Origin of the sequence: Vibrio eleionomae, assembly GCF_009874545.1 — a bacterium.
Lineage (GTDB): Bacteria > Pseudomonadota > Gammaproteobacteria > Enterobacterales > Vibrionaceae > Vibrio > Vibrio nitrifigilis.
Window position 1 is genome coordinate 39,290 of the sequence record NZ_WEKT01000029.1, and the last position, 17,352, is coordinate 56,641.

The following is a 17,352-nucleotide window of genomic DNA, read 5'->3' on the forward strand; positions in this document are numbered from 1 at the left end:
CGTATGTTCCTAGAGTCGGTACTTCCCTATTTGTTACTGGCCGTAGGGTGTCTTACGGTCATAGGTATGCTGCGCCGCATTAATTTGTGGCGTCAAGGGCAAACAGAAAAGGTTGCGATACTCGCTGGCTTAGCGGCGATGCCACGCCGTTATTTGGTGGATCTTCATCACGTGGTTGATCGCGATAAGGTGATGTCCCACACGCACGTGGCCACTGCTGGGGGATTTGTATTATCCATGGTGCTGATCATTGCGGTACATGGCTTTGGCTTAGCGCCACATGTACTGTCATGGGTGTTATTGGCGTCATTGGCGATGATGTTTACTGGCGCCGTGTTTGTTGCTCGCCGTCGTATCAATCCGCCGAGTCGATTATCCAAAGGCCCCTGGATGCGCTTACCCAAAAGCTTGCTGACGTTTTCGTTAAGCTTTTTCATGGTCACCCTGCCAGCCTCTGGGGTGATTTCGGGTGATGCATTTAATGTGTTGGCTGCTGTTGTGTTACTGGCTGCGATAGTGTGGGGTGTCGGCGAAATGCTATTGGGCATGGGATGGGGGGGACCGATGAAACACGCTTTTGCCGGGGCACTTCATTTGGCGTTTCACCGCCGCCCAGAACGCTTCGGCGGGGGGCGTTCGACGGGGTTAAAACCACTTAATCTTGAAGATAATAAGTTAGGTGTTGAAAACCCAGCCGATTTCAAATGGAACCAACTGTTGGGTTTTGATGCATGCGTACAATGTGGTCGCTGTGAAGCCGTATGTCCAGCCTTTGCTGCTGGCCAGCCACTTAACCCGAAGAAGCTTGTGCAAGACATGGTGGTGGGGTTAGCAGGAACGACAGACAAACATTACGCAGGTAGTCCGTATCCCGGCAAAGACGTGGGCCACGCACAAGGGAATGCTCATCGTCCTATCGTCGATGGTGTGCTCAATGCTGAAACCTTATGGTCATGCACAACATGCCGAGCTTGTGTTGAAGAGTGTCCGATGATGATTGAACACGTGGATGCGGTAGTCGATATGCGCCGTTTCCTCACTCTAGAGAAAGGGGCAACACCGAGTAAAGCAGTTGATGTTATTGAAAATATTATTTTTACCGACAACCCGAATGGTCATACTCCCAATAAACGAGTTAACTGGGCCGCGGATCAAAACTTGGATCTGATGTCAGACGTCAAGCGTGCTGATGTGCTGTTTTGGGTTTCCGATGGGGCATTTGATATGCGCAGTCAGCGTATTTTGAAAGCCTTCGTCAAAATTTTAAAAGCCGCCAAAATCAACGTCGCTATTCTCGGTAATGAAGAATTGGATAGCGGCGATGTGGCGCGCCGTTTAGGTGATGATGCAACGTTCCAACGTATTGCTAAACGCAATATACAAACCCTCATGAAGTATGATTTTGATTGCATTGTCACCACAGATCCGCACGCCTTCCACTGCTTAAAAAATGAATACCCTGATTTTTATCCTGATGATGAGAAGCCAAATTACCAAGTCTGGCATCACACCACTTTTATTAATCGTCTTGCAGAACAAGGCTTAATTGAGCTAGGCAAACTCGATATCGCTGGCACTATCACCTATCACGATCCTTGTTATTTGGGGCGTTATAACGGGGAATATGATTCACCGCGTACCCTTATCAAACAATTGGGTATGACCTACAAAGAGATGGAACGCTCAGGATTTCGCTCGCGCTGTTGCGGTGGCGGTGGTGGTGCTCCGATCACTGATATCCCTGGCGAGCGCCGCATTGCCGATATGCGTATGGATGATATTCGTGACACCGGCGCTGAACTTGTTGCGGTCGGGTGTCAGCAATGTACCGCCATGTTGGAAGGCGTGGTAGAGCCGCGCCCAGAGGTGAAAGACATTGCTGAACTGGTTGCTGATGTTTTGCTTGAGAAAGACCCGTTAATCCCAGCAGTAGAAGTATGGACACCTGCTGTTGAGTCTCAATTGTCGTAGGAGATAACAATGAAAGAATTTATTTTACGACGCGACCCTCGTGCAGAATGGATTATGCGTAATCGGCTCCACCCAGAGCACAGTACGTTCAGTTCACCCGTCATTGAAGAGCACGGACCTTCTGGCTTGGTGCGACGTTATCCTCATCGAGTCGGATACATAGGGCCAAATGGCATCAAACGTATTGATCGCCTTAATCACAGTGCGGCTCATTCAGTACATCGTTTACGTCCATCAGAACAGAGTGAGACGGTTTTACCGTTACATAAAGTTGAGGCGCCCGATTTTTACGTGGTGGTGGTGCCGGATATGGTAGGCGGGCGACTCACTAGTCACGATAAAGATGTGTTAGGCCAAGCGCATCAATTGGTACAGCAAAGCGAAGGGCAGGGGGCTGTCATGGCCGTGATCTTCGGTTTACACAAAGAAGAACACTTTGATTTGGCGGGGGTAGATCGACTCATTGCTGTTCAAGGTGAGCTATTTGAACAGTACTGTCCAGAAGTAAAGGCTCAGGTATTAGCCAGTGTTGAACAGGCCTATAGGCCTAAACACTGGCTGTTTCCTGACAGTATTCAAGGTGGCTTTGAGCTCGGCGCTCGGTTATCGGCGTTGATCGGTGAACGTCCTGCCACTCAAGCTTGGACCGTGGGTGTTAACCAGACGGTATGCCGCGCTGCTGGCGGCCGGAATGACATCAAACGCGAGACGCCAAGAATCTTGCTTCTTGCTCAAGAGTGCGCGTTACCGATTGATGAAACTCGCCATCAAGCGTTGCCCGTTGAATTCTCTATTGAATTCCATGTTGAATCCGTGATTCAAGATCTAGGCAATGTTGCTGTTGATCCTCAGGCGGTGCCATTAACTGAAGCGGAATTTATCCTATCCGCAGGTAATGGTATTCACAATTGGGATAGGTTCCATAGCGCGGCAGAGGTGCTTGGTGCCACTGAAGGCGCGAGCCGCGTTGCCGTCGATGATGGCTTTATGCCAAGGCAACGGCAGGTCGGAGCAACGGGTAGTTGGGTGACCGCTCGCGTTTATATTGCTGTGGGTATTTCTGGTGCGATTCAGCATCTGCAAGGGATTGGTGCTTGTGACAAAGTGATTGCGATAAATACCGATGCGGGTTGTGACATGGTTAAACGAGCCGATTTAAGTGTTATTGCTGACAGCGACGAGTTTTTGCAAGCGTTAGTGGATCTAATGCAAAAGTATCAGGCAGAGGAGCTAAAGAATGCTGCGTAATCAAACAGAAACGCTCAAGGTGAGTACGCTAGTTTCAATCGGGGCTCACCCAGAAACAGGGCGAGCGCGTCGTTCAATGACAGACGCAAGAGCGGTCGAATTGGCGCTTAACCTAAAAAATACTGCGGTTGAAGTGGTTCATGCGGGTAACCCTCAAAATCCGGCACTGGATTATTACAGCGGCATGGGGTTATCGACACTGAAAGTGCTTGAACAAGATGAACAGCAAGACGCCATAACCACTCTTGCGAGCTATTTTCGCGACAACATGCCCGATATTGTGCTCACGGGAATGCGCGCTGAACTTGGTGAGTCGTCTGGCATGCTGCCTTTCTTTCTCGCCTATCAGCTGCAATGTCCCATCGTGATGGGGATTGCAGAAATACTTTCCGTAGAAAATGGCAAAGCACGTGTATTGCAGGCATTGCCTCGTGGTCAAAGACGAGCCTTAAGTGTGTCGTTACCTTTTGTCGCGAGTGTTGATCTCGCCGCACAAGAACCAAGGCAAAGCGCCTATGGACGGGCACGTCAATGCCAAATTGTTCGCCAGACGATGGAAGAGCAGAGCGTTGATTCGGAAAAAATGAATTGGGAGGAGAGTCCTGCCAAGGCCAAAGCAAAACGGCTCAAAGTCGTGAAGGCAAAAAGTGCCGCTGACCGTTTTAAAGCGGCAACAGCGAAAAGCGAATCTTCCGGTGGGAAAGTCTTACAAGAACAGCCTGTTGCTGAAATGGCGCAGGCAGTCTTTGATTTATTACTGGAAGAAGGCGTTGTGCATTAAAAATACCACCAAACCATATCGTATAAACGAGTCAGAGAAGGATGTTCTGTTACCGTCGATATGTCACGCAAAACCATTATGCGTTTATAAATGAGGGAACGTATGAAAAGCATAGTAAGCAGTCCACAGAAATTTAGACCTGCATCTGCAGTTAATTATGATACGGATTATTGTACGGGGCAGGATAACGTCAAGTTTATGGGGATGGATATCCATAATCCGGTATTTGGCATTAGCGCAGGGTTAATTTTGCTCTTTGTTATTTTGACCTTAAATTTTCCCGAGCAAGCAAAAGATACATTAATGCTAGCCAGAACTTGGTCGATTGATAATTTCGATTGGTTTTTCATGGTTGGCTGCAATATTTTTATCGTCTTTTGTGTGTTCCTGCTGGTCTCCCCGGTAGGTAAAATTCGTTTAGGTGGTGTATCAGCTGTACCTGATTTTTCTTACTTATCTTGGTTTTGTATGCTGTTTGCTGCCGGGATGGGGATCGGTTTGATGTTTTGGAGTGTCGCAGAACCTGTTGCCTATTATACCGATTGGTATGGCACTCCGCTTAATGTACCAGCGCGTAGCGTAGAAGCGCAGCAAGTGGCGTTGAGTGCAACTATGTACCATTGGGGGCTTCACCCATGGGCAATTTACGCGGTTGTCGGGTTAGCTCTGGCTTTCTTTTCGTACAACAAAAAACTGCCGCTCACCATTCGATCTGCTTTTTTTCCCATTTTTGGCGAACGCTGCTGGGGGTTTATTGGTAATTTCATCGACATTTTATCGGTATTGGCGACTATCTTTGGTTTAGCGACCTCATTAGGCTTTGGTGCTCAGCAGGCGGCTGGTGGGTTAAGCCATCTATTTGGCATTTCTAGTGGTCTCACAACACAGATTGGTTTCATCATTGTGGTGACCAGCATTGCGGTTGTGTCAGTAGTCCGTGGATTGGATGGCGGGGTAAAACTGCTCAGTAATACCAATATGTTTATTGCAGCAGCACTGTTGGCCATTTTAGTTGTGGTCGGTCCTACGTTGAGTATTGTGCATACGTTTGCCAATATCGCCGTCGGTTATGCGGAAAACTTTGTCCCGCTTTCTGATTGGATGGGGCGCGATGACGCGACGTTTTATCATGGCTGGACGGTCTTTTATTGGGCTTGGTGGGTCTCTTGGTCTCCTTTCGTTGGCATGTTTATCGCTCGTGTGTCAAAAGGTCGCACGGTAAGAGAGTTTATTACCGCAGTGCTATTGGTTCCTACCTTGGTGACCATGATTTGGTTAAGCATTATGGGCGGAACCGCATTGGACCAGGCCACCTCAGGAATTGGTGAGTTGGCCAACGGTATTAGTGATGTATCGCTCTCTATGTTCCAAATGTTCGACCAGTTACCCATGACGTCACTGCTCTCTGTTATCGGCATCGTCTTAGTACTGCTGTTTTTCGTGACATCATCAGATTCAGGATCCTTAGTGATTGATAGCATTACCGCTGGGGGTAAGGAAGACGTTCCCGTTGTTCAACGGGTATTTTGGGCGGTAATGGAAGGGGTTATTGCTGCAGCTTTACTATTTGGTGGTGGCTCTGAAGCTTTAACGGCACTTCAAGCTGGAGCTATTGCTACTGGTTTACCCTTTACTCTGGTTCTGATCTTAATGTGTTGGAGCTTATATAAAGGGTTGATTTCAGAAAAACATTTATATAGATAAATACACCAGCGAAGAAACGATTTCGAAAATGGCAAGAGGGATAAGTTGCCCCCTTCAAAGGAGAAAGAGTCATGATGCATGCTGATTTAGTGGATATGGTTGATTTTGTGAACACTATTTCCGACCTAGGTATTCAATGTTCTTCCAACGAGCCGGAGAAAGTGAAAAGCAGTATTGAACTCTGGCTAAAAGATAATGCTGATAACGCGCCGCTATGGGATGCTGTGTATGCATTTGAATCTGATGGTATTTTACTTCCAGAGGTGGAAGAAGTTATCGCTTGGACGTTGAGTAAAAAACTCGCAGCGTAACGATTATATGCTCTGAAACACGCTATTTAAGATTGCGATCTCCTCACCGAGATCGCTTTTTTATGGAGCCTTTTAAGTAACGCGAGTAATGGATTCAACTTATTAACCGTTATCCTTGATACGATTGCCGAGCAACAAAAAAGCCTCATGCTTGATGAGGCTAGAAAGGGTGAGCGCTCAGTGAGGTCACTAGATTTTTTCTTCCACGCGATCGCAATACCAATTAATGAAATCAATGACCCCAAACTCATAAGTTTGCGAGTAAGGCCCCGGTTGATAACTGAGAGAGTTGATCCCGCGTTGATTATCTTCACCAAGTTTACGGTCTTGATCGTTGGTTGCATCCCACACACGGCGCAAGTTTTCAGGGTCGTAATCAACGCCTTCAATGGCATCTTTATGTACAAACCATTTGGTGGTAACTAACGTTTCTTGCGCTGAAATTGGCAGCACTCGAAATACGATAAAGTGGTCGCTTTGCATATGGTTCCAAGAGTTTGGTAAATGCAAGATACGTAGTGAACCTAAATTGGAATTTTGAATGCGTCCCAGCATTTTTTGACAGCCAAGTGAACCATCAATCGTCATGACCGAAGTGCCTTCTTTCAGTGGCATACGCACGAGGCGGTTTCGTTGACCAAAACTTTGGTGTTGGTGCAAAATACCTTCGGCATCCCATTCAGATGAGAGGCGTTCACAATAGTTTAGAAACTCTGGTGTCGCTCGCGGATCGGTAGTGTCATCCCATTCAAGCAATGTATTTAAAAGCTCTGGGTGACTGCCGCTACAGTGATAACACTCACGGTTGTTTTCAATGACCAGTTTCCAGTTCGCTTGTTCATACATGTTAGATTCGACGGCGAGTTTGGTGTTCTCGACATCATAAGGTTCCATATATTCTTCTAAGGTAGCGAGAAACTCGTCGAAATCAGAGGTTGGAGGTTCGTCACCTAGGCAGATAAAGATAAATCCGCCCGCTGTTTTGCAGTGAACTTGGTTGAGTTTATGTTTTTGCATATCAAACTCGTCCCCCATTTCAGTTCCAGCAAACAGCAGATTGCCTTTGGTGTCGTAAGTCCATTGGTGATAAGGGCAGACTAAGTTCGCTACTTTACCTCTGTGTTCTAGACAGATACGTGAACCGCGGTGACGACAAGTATTGTGAAACGCATTGACCGAACCGTCGGCAGCACGTACGACAAGCACAGGATTTTGCGCGATTTCAACCGTAAAATAATCGCCCTTACTTGGGATTTCACTGGTCATTCCGACAAATAACCACTCCTTTTGAAATATCTCTTCTATATCAACTTTAAATAGTAGGGGGTCATTGTACATCGGACGAGGTAATGAATAGTTTGGTTGACGTTCATTGAGCATCTTTTTCATTTCTGCTCGTGCAATATCCAAACTGGGGTATGTCATGTTGAGTATATCGTTTTGTGTCATTGCTCTATCTTCTTCTCGAAAATGTTGACGATATGCCCTACGAGGGCTTCCTTGCATTTAACCAACCACCTACTTTTTGTGTGTAATTGGGCTTTGGCTATCGTGCCATTATTGGCATAGAGAGAAGAGGTCTAAACGCGACATTTTCCTAGTCTATTTAAGACATGAAATCAGAAACTTTTTGGTCATTGGTTGTTTTGGATAAGTTCATGTCGTGAATAGATAATTTGGTGAATCAATATAAACCAACAATACACAAACCCATGGAGGGACGTTTAAAATTATATCGTTGCGGAGATGCTAAAGATGAATACCCCAACTAATCCCGTTGCTGCTAGCAGTTCGTTTATTCCTGTTGAGACTCAGATTTGGGATAACGGTCGTCATGCTGTTCGTTGTGTGAAAACCATTCAAGAAACCCGGGACACGAAAACGTTTTGTTTTATGGCGCATCAACCTTTGATGTTCTTTTTTAAACCCGGTCAGTTTGTGACACTGGAGTTAGAGATTGATGGTGAACAAGTGTTCCGCTCTTATACGATATCCAGCTCTCCTTCCGTTCCTTATAGCTTTTCGATAACCGTAAAACGGGTGCCGGGCGGAGTGGTATCTAACTGGATACACGATAATCTCGAAGAAGGTTATGAATTGGCCGTTCATGGCCCGGTAGGTGCTTTCAACAGTATAGATTTTCCTGCGGAAAAAGTATTACTGCTCTCTGGTGGCGTTGGTATTACACCGATGATGTCTATGGCACGTTGGATTTATGATACCAATACTGATGTAGATATTTCGTTTGTTCATAGTTCGCGTACGCCTAGTGATGTGATTTTTCATTCTGAGCTGGAATTTATGTCATCGCGGATAGCCAATTTTCATTTACATATCATATGTGCACGCCTTGAATCAGGACAAAAATGGGCAGGTTACCGTGGTTACCTAGATGAAACGAAATTGCTGATGACGACGCCCGATATTAAAGAGCGAGAAATCTTTTGCTGTGGCCCTACGCCATACATGCTCTCAGTAAAATCTATGTTAGCTCGGTTGGGCTTTAACATGGAGCATTATCATGAAGAAGTCTTTGGCGCTACGCCTGATCATGTGGAAGAAAAAGCCGTTCAATCTGCGGAAATTGCGGCAGAGGAAGCGGATGCACTAACGGCTAGCGATCTTATCGATGTGATGTTTTTGAATAGTGATAAGCAGGCGCAAATTGCACCAGGAGAAACTGTCCATGCGGCCGCAGCTAAAGCTGGGCTCACCATTCCTAAAGCATGTGGTATGGGTATTTGTGGTACATGTAAAGTGAAGAAAGTGAGTGGCAATGTTGTGATGAATCATAATGGCGGGATAACCGATGAAGATGTCGATGATGGCTATATTTTGTCTTGTTGTAGTGTGCCAGAAGACAATGTCGCAATTGAATATTGATGTGCATTGGCGATGCGTCTAAGCGACGTAACATTAGTGGCCGATAGTTCGGCCCCCTAATAAGATTCATCGTTAACGTATTTAGAAACCAACGTCGATAAACTGGGTCGGTGTCAGTTCTGATCAAATTCGGTTTCCGTAGCCGTCTTCTGTTATTTTGACAGCAGAATGTTGAGCTTGCATCAGAATAACCGATCTGCAATTCATTCGGCATACCATCACTATTAAACAGCATGTTGTTAGTCGAATGACCACATGCCCATCACCATTCTTAGGGGGGCGGTCTGATTATTGGTTATCGCACTTGGCAATAAAGGTTTGCAGCAATGTAGAGACCAGCTGTTGAATAATCTTAATTTGTTCTTTACTGGCGTTATCCATATGGATGCCACAGTTGGCACTGACGACGCAATTAAGAGCGGAAGCTGTTTTTTGGGCGACATGGTGAGCGAGTAAGTCTTCTTTATGCCCCATTACGCAGATGACAGACGTGGAGGCGCTTATTTTTTCTGGATCTTCTAAGCTAGGGCGAGGCTGAGCAACGGCTGTCGCGCCAATATGCGCTTTGTCACCACCCGATAAAACTAAAACCAGATCGTCACCAACGGGAAGGGCGGTTAACTCCACGCGAATTCCATCTTGCTCTTCTACTAGCGATTGGCCTAACACTTGCGACATTTCCGATTACCCTTATGAAATAAAAGGAATACTTTATCATGAGTTATGGGGTGAACCTAATAGGGTTGCGAAACGAGGCATGCCCCCACCAATAATAAATGTCGGTGGGGGCTGATAGACACAATTATCTATCAAATGATGATATGTAAGATTAGTGAGTGATTACTCCGCCAGTTTTATTTATGGTATAGCCTTGAGGTAAAGCCAAAGCATTTGGGGTGGTTTTCGCTACCACCACCTCTTGGTTAATCGTAAATGGTACGGGTTGGATGTCATTTATATTTGAAGATGGCGCAACATAGACCTGGTATTGGCCGGGTTCGATAATCCATTGGTTGTCTTTGCTATCAAAGCTAGCTAACCATTTCGCTGGAATAGTGAAATTCAGTGTTTGCGCTTCTCCTGGGGCCAGTTGAGCTGTTTTAGCGAATGATTTTAACTCAATTTTTGGTTTGACCAATTTACCATTTGGCGCGGCAATATAGACTTCTGCAACTTCCTTACCGGCGACTTGGCCTGAGTTTGTGATGGTAGCAGAGAGCGACACTTCACCTTTTGCACCGCTTGCGTTTAAGCTGTTTTCAACCACAGTCGGTGTGCCATAACGAAATGAGGTATACGACAATCCATAACCAAATGGGAAGGAAACCGGTACGTTGTTAGTCGAGTAGTAACGATAGCCAACTAAAATGCCATCATTGTAATAGTTAGTGTCGATTTTTCCGTCGCCATTGGTGTCTTTACCAAAGAATGTCTTAGCAGAGGGAACATCGCTGTATTTGGCAGGGAAGGTTTGGGTGAGTTTACCGCTTGGATTGGTTTTACCTGAAAGGATATCAGCGACAGCAAAACCACTTTCTTCACCCGGCAAGTAGGCGAGCACAATGCCATCTACTTTATCTTTCCAAGAGGTTGTTTCAATCACGCCTGAGATATTCAATACCACGACGACTTGTTTACCTTGCGCGTGGAAAGCCATAGACACCTTACTGATTAACGCTGACTCGTTATTAGTGAGTTGGTAATCCCCTTTTTTCGTGGTTCGATCTGTGCCTTCACCCGCTGTGCGCGAAATAGTAATCACGGCGACATCATCGTCTTTAGCCGCGGTATTAATCTGTTTTGCGGAGAGGGTGGGTTCTGGACAGTGATAAATGGTACTGATATTAAATTTATCTGACGTTTTGGTGCGGTTAGTGTGATACCAGTGTTGGTAATAGCGTTGTAGTGTTGGATCGACGGTTAATTCGGCTTGCAAGCCTTCCATCAAATTGACCACATGGGCTGAGTGAACGTCGCCGCTGCCAGTTCCTCCTTTTTGAGTGAGTTGCTGAGCAATACCGAAAGTCGCCACTTTTTCATGGGTACTGATTGGCAATGCTTGAGATTGGTTTTTCAGTAAAATAATGCCTTGGTCAGCCGTATAACGTGACAGTGCTGCATGAGTGGCTAAATCTGGATTGTTGGCGGGTAATACATGTTGCGCGCTTGGTGTTTTTAGCATTTGCGTGACGATGTGAACCGCATTTCGGTTGATGGTTTCGTCGGTGATTTTGCCTTCTTGATACGCTTTTTGTAGGTGTTGTAATTGTTTCTCTTTGGTCACCATGTTGATGCCGCCAGGCTGAATTTCATCATTGCCAGCATTAATCATCTCAACCGCGTTATCTCCGGCATACCAGTCACTCATCACTAGGCCTTTAAAACCCCATTCATCACGAAGTACATCGGTGACTAAATCATGGCGTTGTGAGGTATAGGTGCCATTTACCTTATTGTAAGAGGTCATGATGGCCCAAGGCTGCGCTGTTTCTACAGTATTTTCGAACCCACGTAGATAAATTTCTCGCAGCGCACGGGGAGAAATAATGTTGTTGACCGTCATGCGGTTAGTTTCTGAGTTATTGGCGACAAAGTGTTTAATGGTGACGCCAATACCGTTGGATTGAGCCCCTTCTGTTACCGCCTCGGCAATTTTTGCAGTGACGAATGGATCTTCTGAATAGTATTCAAAGTTACGGCCATTCAGAGGATTACGCTGAATGTTCATTCCGGGAGCTAACCAAAAATCCACACCATAGGCTTTGGCTTCTTGGCCGATGGCATTGCCAACGGTTCTGACAACTTGAGGATCCCAGCTAGAAGCGAGTAACACGCCAATAGGAAAAGCCGTAGCGTAATAGGTGTGCTCGTCACCTTCGCGTTTAGGATCAATACGAATACCGGCAGGGCCATCGGCAAGTACCGATGCGGTTAAATCAATTCCGGAAACAGGATTGTTAACCCCGTTAATATAGCCAGCAGTGCCTTTAACTTCTGGTCCTGCATTAATCCCTTTATCACCATAACCGGGGCCGACCAGTAAATTGAGCTTTTCATCAGTACTCATTTTACTGACCATATTTTGCGCTTTGAGCTGTAAAGCTGCTTGGTCGTTATTGTCTTGATTGGTGTTTGCGCAACCCGTCAGTGCGCTGGCAATGGCAAGAGAAACAATGACCGTTGTTTTGTTTATCTTTGGATACATGACTTTTTTATTCATTATCGTTACCTATTTATTTCACAAATGGGCTGCTGATGCGAACTGTAAGGTAGGCGGATTATATTATTCCGAAGGAAAAGGGCATCAGAGCGCATATAAATGTAACTCCCTAGTGGAACCGGTTTCTCTGCTGAGATTAACGTTTTGCTAATGAAAGATGAGCAGTGATAAAAATTGGGATAGGTATCATTTTTCTTGCAAAAAAGTTGGAACGAAACAATGTGCGTTTTACTTTATTATGGAATAAAAGTCATATAAAAGAAGGAAAATCAACCAATATCAGAGCGTTAAACCAGCAGTATTAAGTTTAATTGAGAAAAGTTATCATCTTGATTGGTAAAAACGATTGGATTTTAAACACTAAATTAACTCAATATAATGATGTTAACCAAGGTTAACTTATGTGAGGTAAGTTTAATGTTGCAATCAATATCAAACAATTCGATTCAATTTCAAGCAACCGATGTGTTGCGGGGTAAAGCAAAACGCTTTAACTGGTTAGTGATGTTTGGCCCTGCTCTGATTGCAGCTGTGGCTTATGTGGATCCGGGAAACTTTGCGACTAACATCGAAGCGGGAGCCAAATATGGCTACTCATTACTTTGGGTGGTGCTCGCCGCAAACCTGATGGCAATGTTGATTCAAGGGATGTCGGCTCGTCTTGGCTTAGCCACGGGTAAAAACCTCGCGGAAGTGATCCGTGAAAAATATCCTAAGCCTGTCGTTTGGTTTTACTGGATTCAAGCGGAGTTAGTTGCGATCGCGACCGATCTTGCAGAGTTTCTAGGGGCTGCACTGGCTTTTTATTTGCTATTTGATATTCCCATGATTTACGGCGCTCTCCTCACAGGCGTGGTGACTTATGCGGCTTTGCTATTACAACGCTTTGGTTTCCGGTTAATGGAGATCATTATCGGTGCCATGATCATGGCGATTGCGGGGGGATTTGCAGTCGAGCTATTCCTCAGTCGCCCAGACATGGCGGCGCTGACCCAGGGCTTGTTTGTTCCCAATTTCCCTGATAGCTATGCGTTATATTTAGCGGCTGGTATTTTAGGGGCGACGATTATGCCCCACGTCATTTATCTGCACTCGGCGCTGGCACAAGACAGAATAAAGGTAAAAAACAGTTCTGAGCGTAAAGCAATTGCCCGTTTCTACCGCTTGGACGTGGTGTTAGGCATGGCTTTAGCTGGGGTTGTTAATATGGCCTTGCTAGCTTTAGCAGCGGCGACATTTCATACCACAGGTCATAAAGATGTAGCGACAATTTCTGAAAGCTATAAGCTGCTATCTCCATTGATGGGAGGCAGTGCGGCGAGCACCATTTTTGGTATCGGTTTGTTATTAGCTGGACTGTCATCTTCCATTGTCGGCACTATGTCCGGCCAAGTGTTAATGCAAGGTTTTGTGCGCTTTACCATTCCAATTGGTGTGCGCAGACTAATTACGATGGTTCCTGCATTAATTGTCATTATGCTTGGTGTCTCCGAACAAAAAGCGCTGGTCGCCAGCCAAGTGGTATTGAGTTTCGGTATCCCATTTGCACTCATTCCACTGTTAACTTTCACCTCATCGCGAAAAATTATGGGTGATATGGTCAATAAAAAGTGGATTAGCTATCTTGGACGCTTGATTTGTGGCTTAATCATAGGATTAAATATTTACGTTATTTATTACACTGTTGCATAAAAATTAATGCCAAAATCAAAACAGAGCCTTTATTTTAATAAAGCAAAAGAAGACCACCAAAGTGAGCTGGTGGAAGATTATGTCGAAGAAATTGCTGATTTATTCCAAACACATGGCGAGGTTCGCAGTGCCGATCTCGCCCAGCGTTTTGGCGTGAGTGCGGCTGCCGTTTCTAAATTCATTTCCCGGCTAAAGAAAGAAGGGTTAGTTGAATCCATGCCATATCGCGGCATTTTCCTGACCGAAAAAGGCAGGGAACTCGCAGAAAAAGTGGCTCATCGCCACAATGTGGTATTTGAAACCTTAATCAAATTAGGCGTGTCTGAAGCTACTGCACATGCTGATGCAGAAGGTATTGAGCACCACTGCAGCGAAGAAACGGTGCAGGCGATGCTACGCTTTTTGAAATCCTAAGGCGCGCCTCTGCTTGTTTATTGTAATTCAACAATGACGACAAACCTTAAAGGCTCAGGTGACTCAAAACGCAGATGATAATGACACTGACGGCATAGATTATCGACAATCGATAATCCTAAGCCAAAGTGTTGTGTGCTCGAACGGGCGCTATCGATCTGATAAAGCGGTTGCTTGAGGTTTTCGAGCTGTTCATTACTGATCGTCTTAGCAATAGGATTCGAGATACGTAGTGCCCGTTTCTTATTGATGGTCACCCATTCTAAACATACGTTACTGCCTTGCGGACTATAGAATAGCGCATTATCGAGTAGGTTAGTGACGATGGTTTCAATAATAAATCGATCAGCTTCTAATGTATTAAAAGCGGTAAAGCTTAGTTGTACTCGCAAGTCAATATCGTGATATTTGAAGCGCAGTGAACTGATGATCGAATCGCATAGTTCATTTAAGCACAGCTCTTCTTGGCTAACTTCAAGACTGGGTGATGACGAACGCTGCAATAACATCAAATTTTCCACAATGCTTTTCATACGATGGGAGATATTCAGTATGTCGGATGAAAATGTGGCGCTGATTCGTTCATCATCTGGATAAAGACGATGGATCTCGCTCAGTGAGAGAATCTCCGCAATCGGCGTTTTCAGTTCATGAGCAATATCAGTCGTAATGCGCTTTTCGTTTTCAACCAATTGATTGTTAGTGGCAATAAAAGCATTAAGTTCTCGTCGAATCGGCTCAATTTCTTTGACCGGTTTTTTCGCGTTTGGAAAGCCGGTGATCGGTTCACCGCTTTCTCTTAAATCGCGAAAATGTTTCAATTCTTCATTTAAGGCGCGCAGTGGAGCTAAGCCTCGTTTTATCACGACATTGGTAATGTAAAACACTAAGCCCATCGCAATAATGAAGCTACTGATCAACAGCAAGTCGACAATCCACAATAAGTTTAAAGAGTGCACTGATTCATACACCGTGAGATAAAGCGGTGTAGCATCTTGCGTGGCATTCTTCGGGACAAATGTTGACAGGACCATTCGACCCGGTTCACCATTTGGCATCGTAATTGGGAACACCTGATCGCGCCCCAGTGGCAGATGAGATTTTACTAAATCGGTGTTCGGGAAGCGTTGTAGAGAATCCGAGCGTTTTATGACTTTATCGCCCCGCCACAGTTGGAAAAATTGGGGATGCTTCGCGCGTGAATATTGTGGCATGACTTGTTGATCAAAGGTCATTTCTAATTGGTTTAAAGAGTAACTTACTTGAGACTTAAGATAGTTAGCGTTGGAAATCAGCTGGTTATCAAATTGTTTTTCGACCCAGCGATCCATTCCTTGATCCACACAAAGGAAAACGATAAGTACAATAACACCAAAAATCAGTGACACTGAGCGCACTAAGTTTTTTTGAATAGAAACAATATTATTGCTGCGTTTACGTTTATCAAACACGGCTAACAGGCGAGATATCAAAGTCACGAAACAACCATTTAATTTTGAATTAGGTAGCCAAAACCGCGTTTATTGCGAATGGGTAAGTTGCCGTGAACTTTACGAACTTTGCGGCGTATAGCGCTGATGTGCACTTCAATGGCATTTTTTGACAGATAATTATAACTGCCTACCACAGCATCACTAATACTTTCTAAGCTAATGACTCGATTTGGACTACGGAATAAGCAGTTGAGAATTTTAAACTCATTGGGTGTTAACTCAATAGGTGTGTGTTGATATTCGAATGTGCGCTTGGCCAAGTTAAGACAAAACTCTCCCACATTCAGGCAATCGTCTCGATTTTCAGTCGTGCTACGGCGCATTAACGTCAGTATTCGCGCATGCAGTTCATCAAAAGAAAACGGTTTGGTGAGGTAATCATCCGCGCCTTTGAGTAAGCCATCGACTCGATCTTGCGTTTGGTTTTTAGCTGATAGGATCAGTACGCGAGTATTAATTTTTTGCTGGCGAATTTTTTGTAATAGCGACATGCCATCGATACTCGGCAGCATTAAATCAAGGATGATAGCGTCGTACTCATATTGCAGTGCCATAGCAAGGCCTTCCGAGCCATCACCGGTTTCATCAGTGGCAAAACCAAGATGATTTAAACCCACGACTAAGCTGCGTCGTAATACTTCGGAGTCTTCAACGATGAGGATTTTCATGATTCGTAATGTTGTACAAAGGTTAAACTTTTATATCGTGTTTTGTCATTATCATCAAAAACATGACGAGTTTAAAACGTGACAGATAAACATTAGAGAGCAAACCGAATGAAAAGTTTCATGTAAATGAAGAAAAACGGGAAAGTCATGAAAGACGGGGGCTTTTGTGTTGCTGTTGGTAATGATTAATGAAGTCTAAAACTACCAATGCAGATTCCGGAGGTTAATAGAATTGAACCAGTTTGACTTTCTTCATTATAGTTGAAATAGATGTCATAATGATTCGAGGTTATTTTAGGGTGAATATGTCTTTCTAAAATGTCGCTATTTAATTGGTGAATTTCTGCTGACCATTTCTTGTTATTTTCTTTTAAATAAAAATCTATTTTATACATATTTTTCCTTCTTTATTTTGGAGGTTTCTTTCACGTAATAATTGATACCAATGACGTTGGCGAGTTGTTCTTCTAGACATAATGAGCCTTAAATTGAGAATATTGAGTTATAGCAAGAAAGATAAAAGTAAATTGAGTTTTCTTTCAGGAGGGAAGTGGTGTCTTGAAGACACCACTTGATATCTTATAAAGCAGTAACGTTGGCTGCTTGTGGGCCTTTTTTACCTTGCTCAACATCAAAACTTACTTTTTGACCTTCAGCGAGTGTTTTAAACCCTTCAGAAACGATTGAATTAAAGTGAACAAATAATTCTGAACCACCATTATCTGGAGTAATAAAGCCAAAGCCTTTTGTTTCATTAAACCATTTGACTAAACCAGTTGTTTTAGACATAAAAATACCTCGATATAAATTGATTAACTGTAAGTTTGCTTATAGAAATAGCTATTAATTGGATTTGTAAGGAGAAGAAAACTCAGCAGCTATACGAAGAAGAAATCGAAAGGTATCTGGGGGAACTTGTTCTTGTTTATCTTTAATAGCTCATTTTTAAGAGCTGGTTGTACTATAC

The 17,352-nt window shown here is 44.4% G+C and carries 14 protein-coding genes; 8 read left to right on the forward strand and 6 right to left on the reverse strand.

Annotated features, from left to right (window positions below):
* Window positions 1-3 precede the first annotated feature (3 nt).
* The 5 genes from F9817_RS14760 (at window position 4) to F9817_RS14780 (ending at window position 6,015) form a co-directional block, all read left to right on the forward strand.
* Window positions 4-1,971 (forward strand): (Fe-S)-binding protein, encoded by a 1,968-nt coding sequence (locus F9817_RS14760; protein WP_161156882.1) that lies wholly within the window; start codon window positions 4-6, stop codon window positions 1,969-1,971.
* A gap of 9 nt (window positions 1,972-1,980) precedes the next feature.
* Window positions 1,981-3,219, forward strand: a complete 1,239-nt coding sequence (gene etfA, locus F9817_RS14765) for an electron transfer flavoprotein subunit alpha (protein ID WP_161156884.1) — start codon at window positions 1,981-1,983, stop codon at window positions 3,217-3,219.
* Window positions 3,209-4,000 carry an electron transfer flavoprotein subunit beta gene (etfB, locus tag F9817_RS14770; protein WP_161156886.1) on the forward strand — a complete coding sequence of 264 codons (792 nt, stop codon included), beginning with the start codon at window positions 3,209-3,211 and terminating at the stop codon, window positions 3,998-4,000. Before etfA ends, etfB begins: the two co-directional genes overlap by 11 nt.
* Before the next feature lie 102 nt (window positions 4,001-4,102).
* Window positions 4,103-5,704 (forward strand): BCCT family transporter, encoded by a 1,602-nt coding sequence (locus F9817_RS14775; RefSeq protein ID WP_161156888.1) that lies wholly within the window; start codon window positions 4,103-4,105, stop codon window positions 5,702-5,704.
* A 71-nt stretch (window positions 5,705-5,775) separates the two neighbouring features.
* Window positions 5,776-6,015, forward strand: a complete 240-nt coding sequence (locus F9817_RS14780; protein ID WP_161156890.1) for a hypothetical protein — start codon at window positions 5,776-5,778, stop codon at window positions 6,013-6,015.
* 189 nt (window positions 6,016-6,204) lie between these two features.
* On the opposite strand, the gene F9817_RS14785 is transcribed toward F9817_RS14780, so the two are convergent.
* Entirely contained in the window at window positions 6,205-7,521 is a 1,317-nt protein-coding gene (locus F9817_RS14785) for an aromatic ring-hydroxylating oxygenase subunit alpha (protein WP_272918868.1), read from the reverse strand.
* Window positions 7,522-7,770: 249 nt separating this feature from the next.
* Here F9817_RS14785 and F9817_RS14790 point away from each other — a divergent pair, with 249 nt between their 5' ends.
* Window positions 7,771-8,898: an FAD-binding oxidoreductase gene (locus F9817_RS14790; protein ID WP_161156892.1), complete on the forward strand. Its 1,128-nt coding sequence runs from the start codon at window positions 7,771-7,773 to the stop codon at window positions 8,896-8,898.
* A gap of 288 nt (window positions 8,899-9,186) precedes the next feature.
* On the opposite strand, the gene lpdD is transcribed toward F9817_RS14790, so the two are convergent.
* Together lpdD and F9817_RS14800 are read right to left on the reverse strand one after the other, a co-directional pair.
* Entirely contained in the window at window positions 9,187-9,576 is a 390-nt protein-coding gene (gene lpdD, locus F9817_RS14795) for a prenylated flavin chaperone LpdD (protein WP_161156894.1), read from the reverse strand.
* A 151-nt stretch (window positions 9,577-9,727) separates the two neighbouring features.
* Window positions 9,728-12,118 carry a glycoside hydrolase family 3 C-terminal domain-containing protein gene (locus F9817_RS14800; protein ID WP_202436474.1) on the reverse strand — a complete coding sequence of 797 codons (2,391 nt, stop codon included), beginning with the start codon at window positions 12,116-12,118 and terminating at the stop codon, window positions 9,728-9,730.
* 417 nt (window positions 12,119-12,535) lie between these two features.
* Here F9817_RS14800 and F9817_RS14805 point away from each other — a divergent pair, with 417 nt between their 5' ends.
* Both F9817_RS14805 and mntR read left to right on the forward strand, forming a co-directional pair.
* Window positions 12,536-13,810 carry an Nramp family divalent metal transporter gene (locus F9817_RS14805; RefSeq protein WP_161156896.1) on the forward strand — a complete coding sequence of 425 codons (1,275 nt, stop codon included), beginning with the start codon at window positions 12,536-12,538 and terminating at the stop codon, window positions 13,808-13,810.
* Between the two features lie 6 nt (window positions 13,811-13,816).
* On the forward strand, window positions 13,817-14,224 hold the full coding sequence (gene mntR, locus F9817_RS14810) for a manganese-binding transcriptional regulator MntR (protein ID WP_161156898.1): 408 nt from the start codon (window positions 13,817-13,819) through the stop codon (window positions 14,222-14,224).
* Between the two features lie 17 nt (window positions 14,225-14,241).
* Here the strand turns inward: mntR and F9817_RS14815 are convergent, their stop codons facing one another.
* The 3 genes from F9817_RS14815 to cspE all read right to left on the reverse strand — a co-directional run bounded on the left by F9817_RS14815 (window position 14,242) and on the right by cspE (window position 17,174).
* On the reverse strand, window positions 14,242-15,702 hold the full coding sequence (locus F9817_RS14815; protein WP_161156900.1) for an ATP-binding protein: 1,461 nt from the start codon (window positions 15,700-15,702) through the stop codon (window positions 14,242-14,244).
* Window positions 15,703-15,713: 11 nt separating this feature from the next.
* Window positions 15,714-16,385 (reverse strand): response regulator transcription factor, encoded by a 672-nt coding sequence (locus F9817_RS14820; RefSeq protein WP_161156902.1) that lies wholly within the window; start codon window positions 16,383-16,385, stop codon window positions 15,714-15,716.
* A 579-nt stretch (window positions 16,386-16,964) separates the two neighbouring features.
* Window positions 16,965-17,174 carry a transcription antiterminator/RNA stability regulator CspE gene (gene cspE, locus F9817_RS14825; RefSeq protein ID WP_161156904.1) on the reverse strand — a complete coding sequence of 70 codons (210 nt, stop codon included), beginning with the start codon at window positions 17,172-17,174 and terminating at the stop codon, window positions 16,965-16,967.
* Window positions 17,175-17,352 lie beyond the last annotated feature (178 nt).

Bases quoted from the DNA above. Each gene is read 5' to 3' on its own strand.
- F9817_RS14800 (WP_202436474.1), bottom strand. From the start codon at position 12,118: ATGAATAAAAAAGTCATGTATCCAAAGATAAACAAAACAACGGTCATT.
- etfB (WP_161156886.1), top strand. From the start codon at position 3,209: ATGCTGCGTAATCAAACAGAAACGCTCAAGGTGAGTACGCTAGTTTCA.
- F9817_RS14820 (WP_161156902.1), bottom strand. From the start codon at position 16,385: ATGAAAATCCTCATCGTTGAAGACTCCGAAGTATTACGACGCAGCTTA.
- mntR (WP_161156898.1), top strand. From the start codon at position 13,817: ATGCCAAAATCAAAACAGAGCCTTTATTTTAATAAAGCAAAAGAAGAC.
- F9817_RS14785 (WP_272918868.1), bottom strand. From the start codon at position 7,521: ATGCAAGGAAGCCCTCGTAGGGCATATCGTCAACATTTTCGAGAAGAA.
- etfA (WP_161156884.1), top strand. From the start codon at position 1,981: ATGAAAGAATTTATTTTACGACGCGACCCTCGTGCAGAATGGATTATG.
- F9817_RS14790 (WP_161156892.1), top strand. From the start codon at position 7,771: ATGAATACCCCAACTAATCCCGTTGCTGCTAGCAGTTCGTTTATTCCT.
- lpdD (WP_161156894.1), bottom strand. From the start codon at position 9,576: ATGTCGCAAGTGTTAGGCCAATCGCTAGTAGAAGAGCAAGATGGAATT.
- F9817_RS14780 (WP_161156890.1), top strand. From the start codon at position 5,776: ATGATGCATGCTGATTTAGTGGATATGGTTGATTTTGTGAACACTATT.
- F9817_RS14760 (WP_161156882.1), top strand. From the start codon at position 4: ATGTTCCTAGAGTCGGTACTTCCCTATTTGTTACTGGCCGTAGGGTGT.
- F9817_RS14775 (WP_161156888.1), top strand. From the start codon at position 4,103: ATGAAAAGCATAGTAAGCAGTCCACAGAAATTTAGACCTGCATCTGCA.
- cspE (WP_161156904.1), bottom strand. From the start codon at position 17,174: ATGTCTAAAACAACTGGTTTAGTCAAATGGTTTAATGAAACAAAAGGC.
- F9817_RS14805 (WP_161156896.1), top strand. From the start codon at position 12,536: ATGTTGCAATCAATATCAAACAATTCGATTCAATTTCAAGCAACCGAT.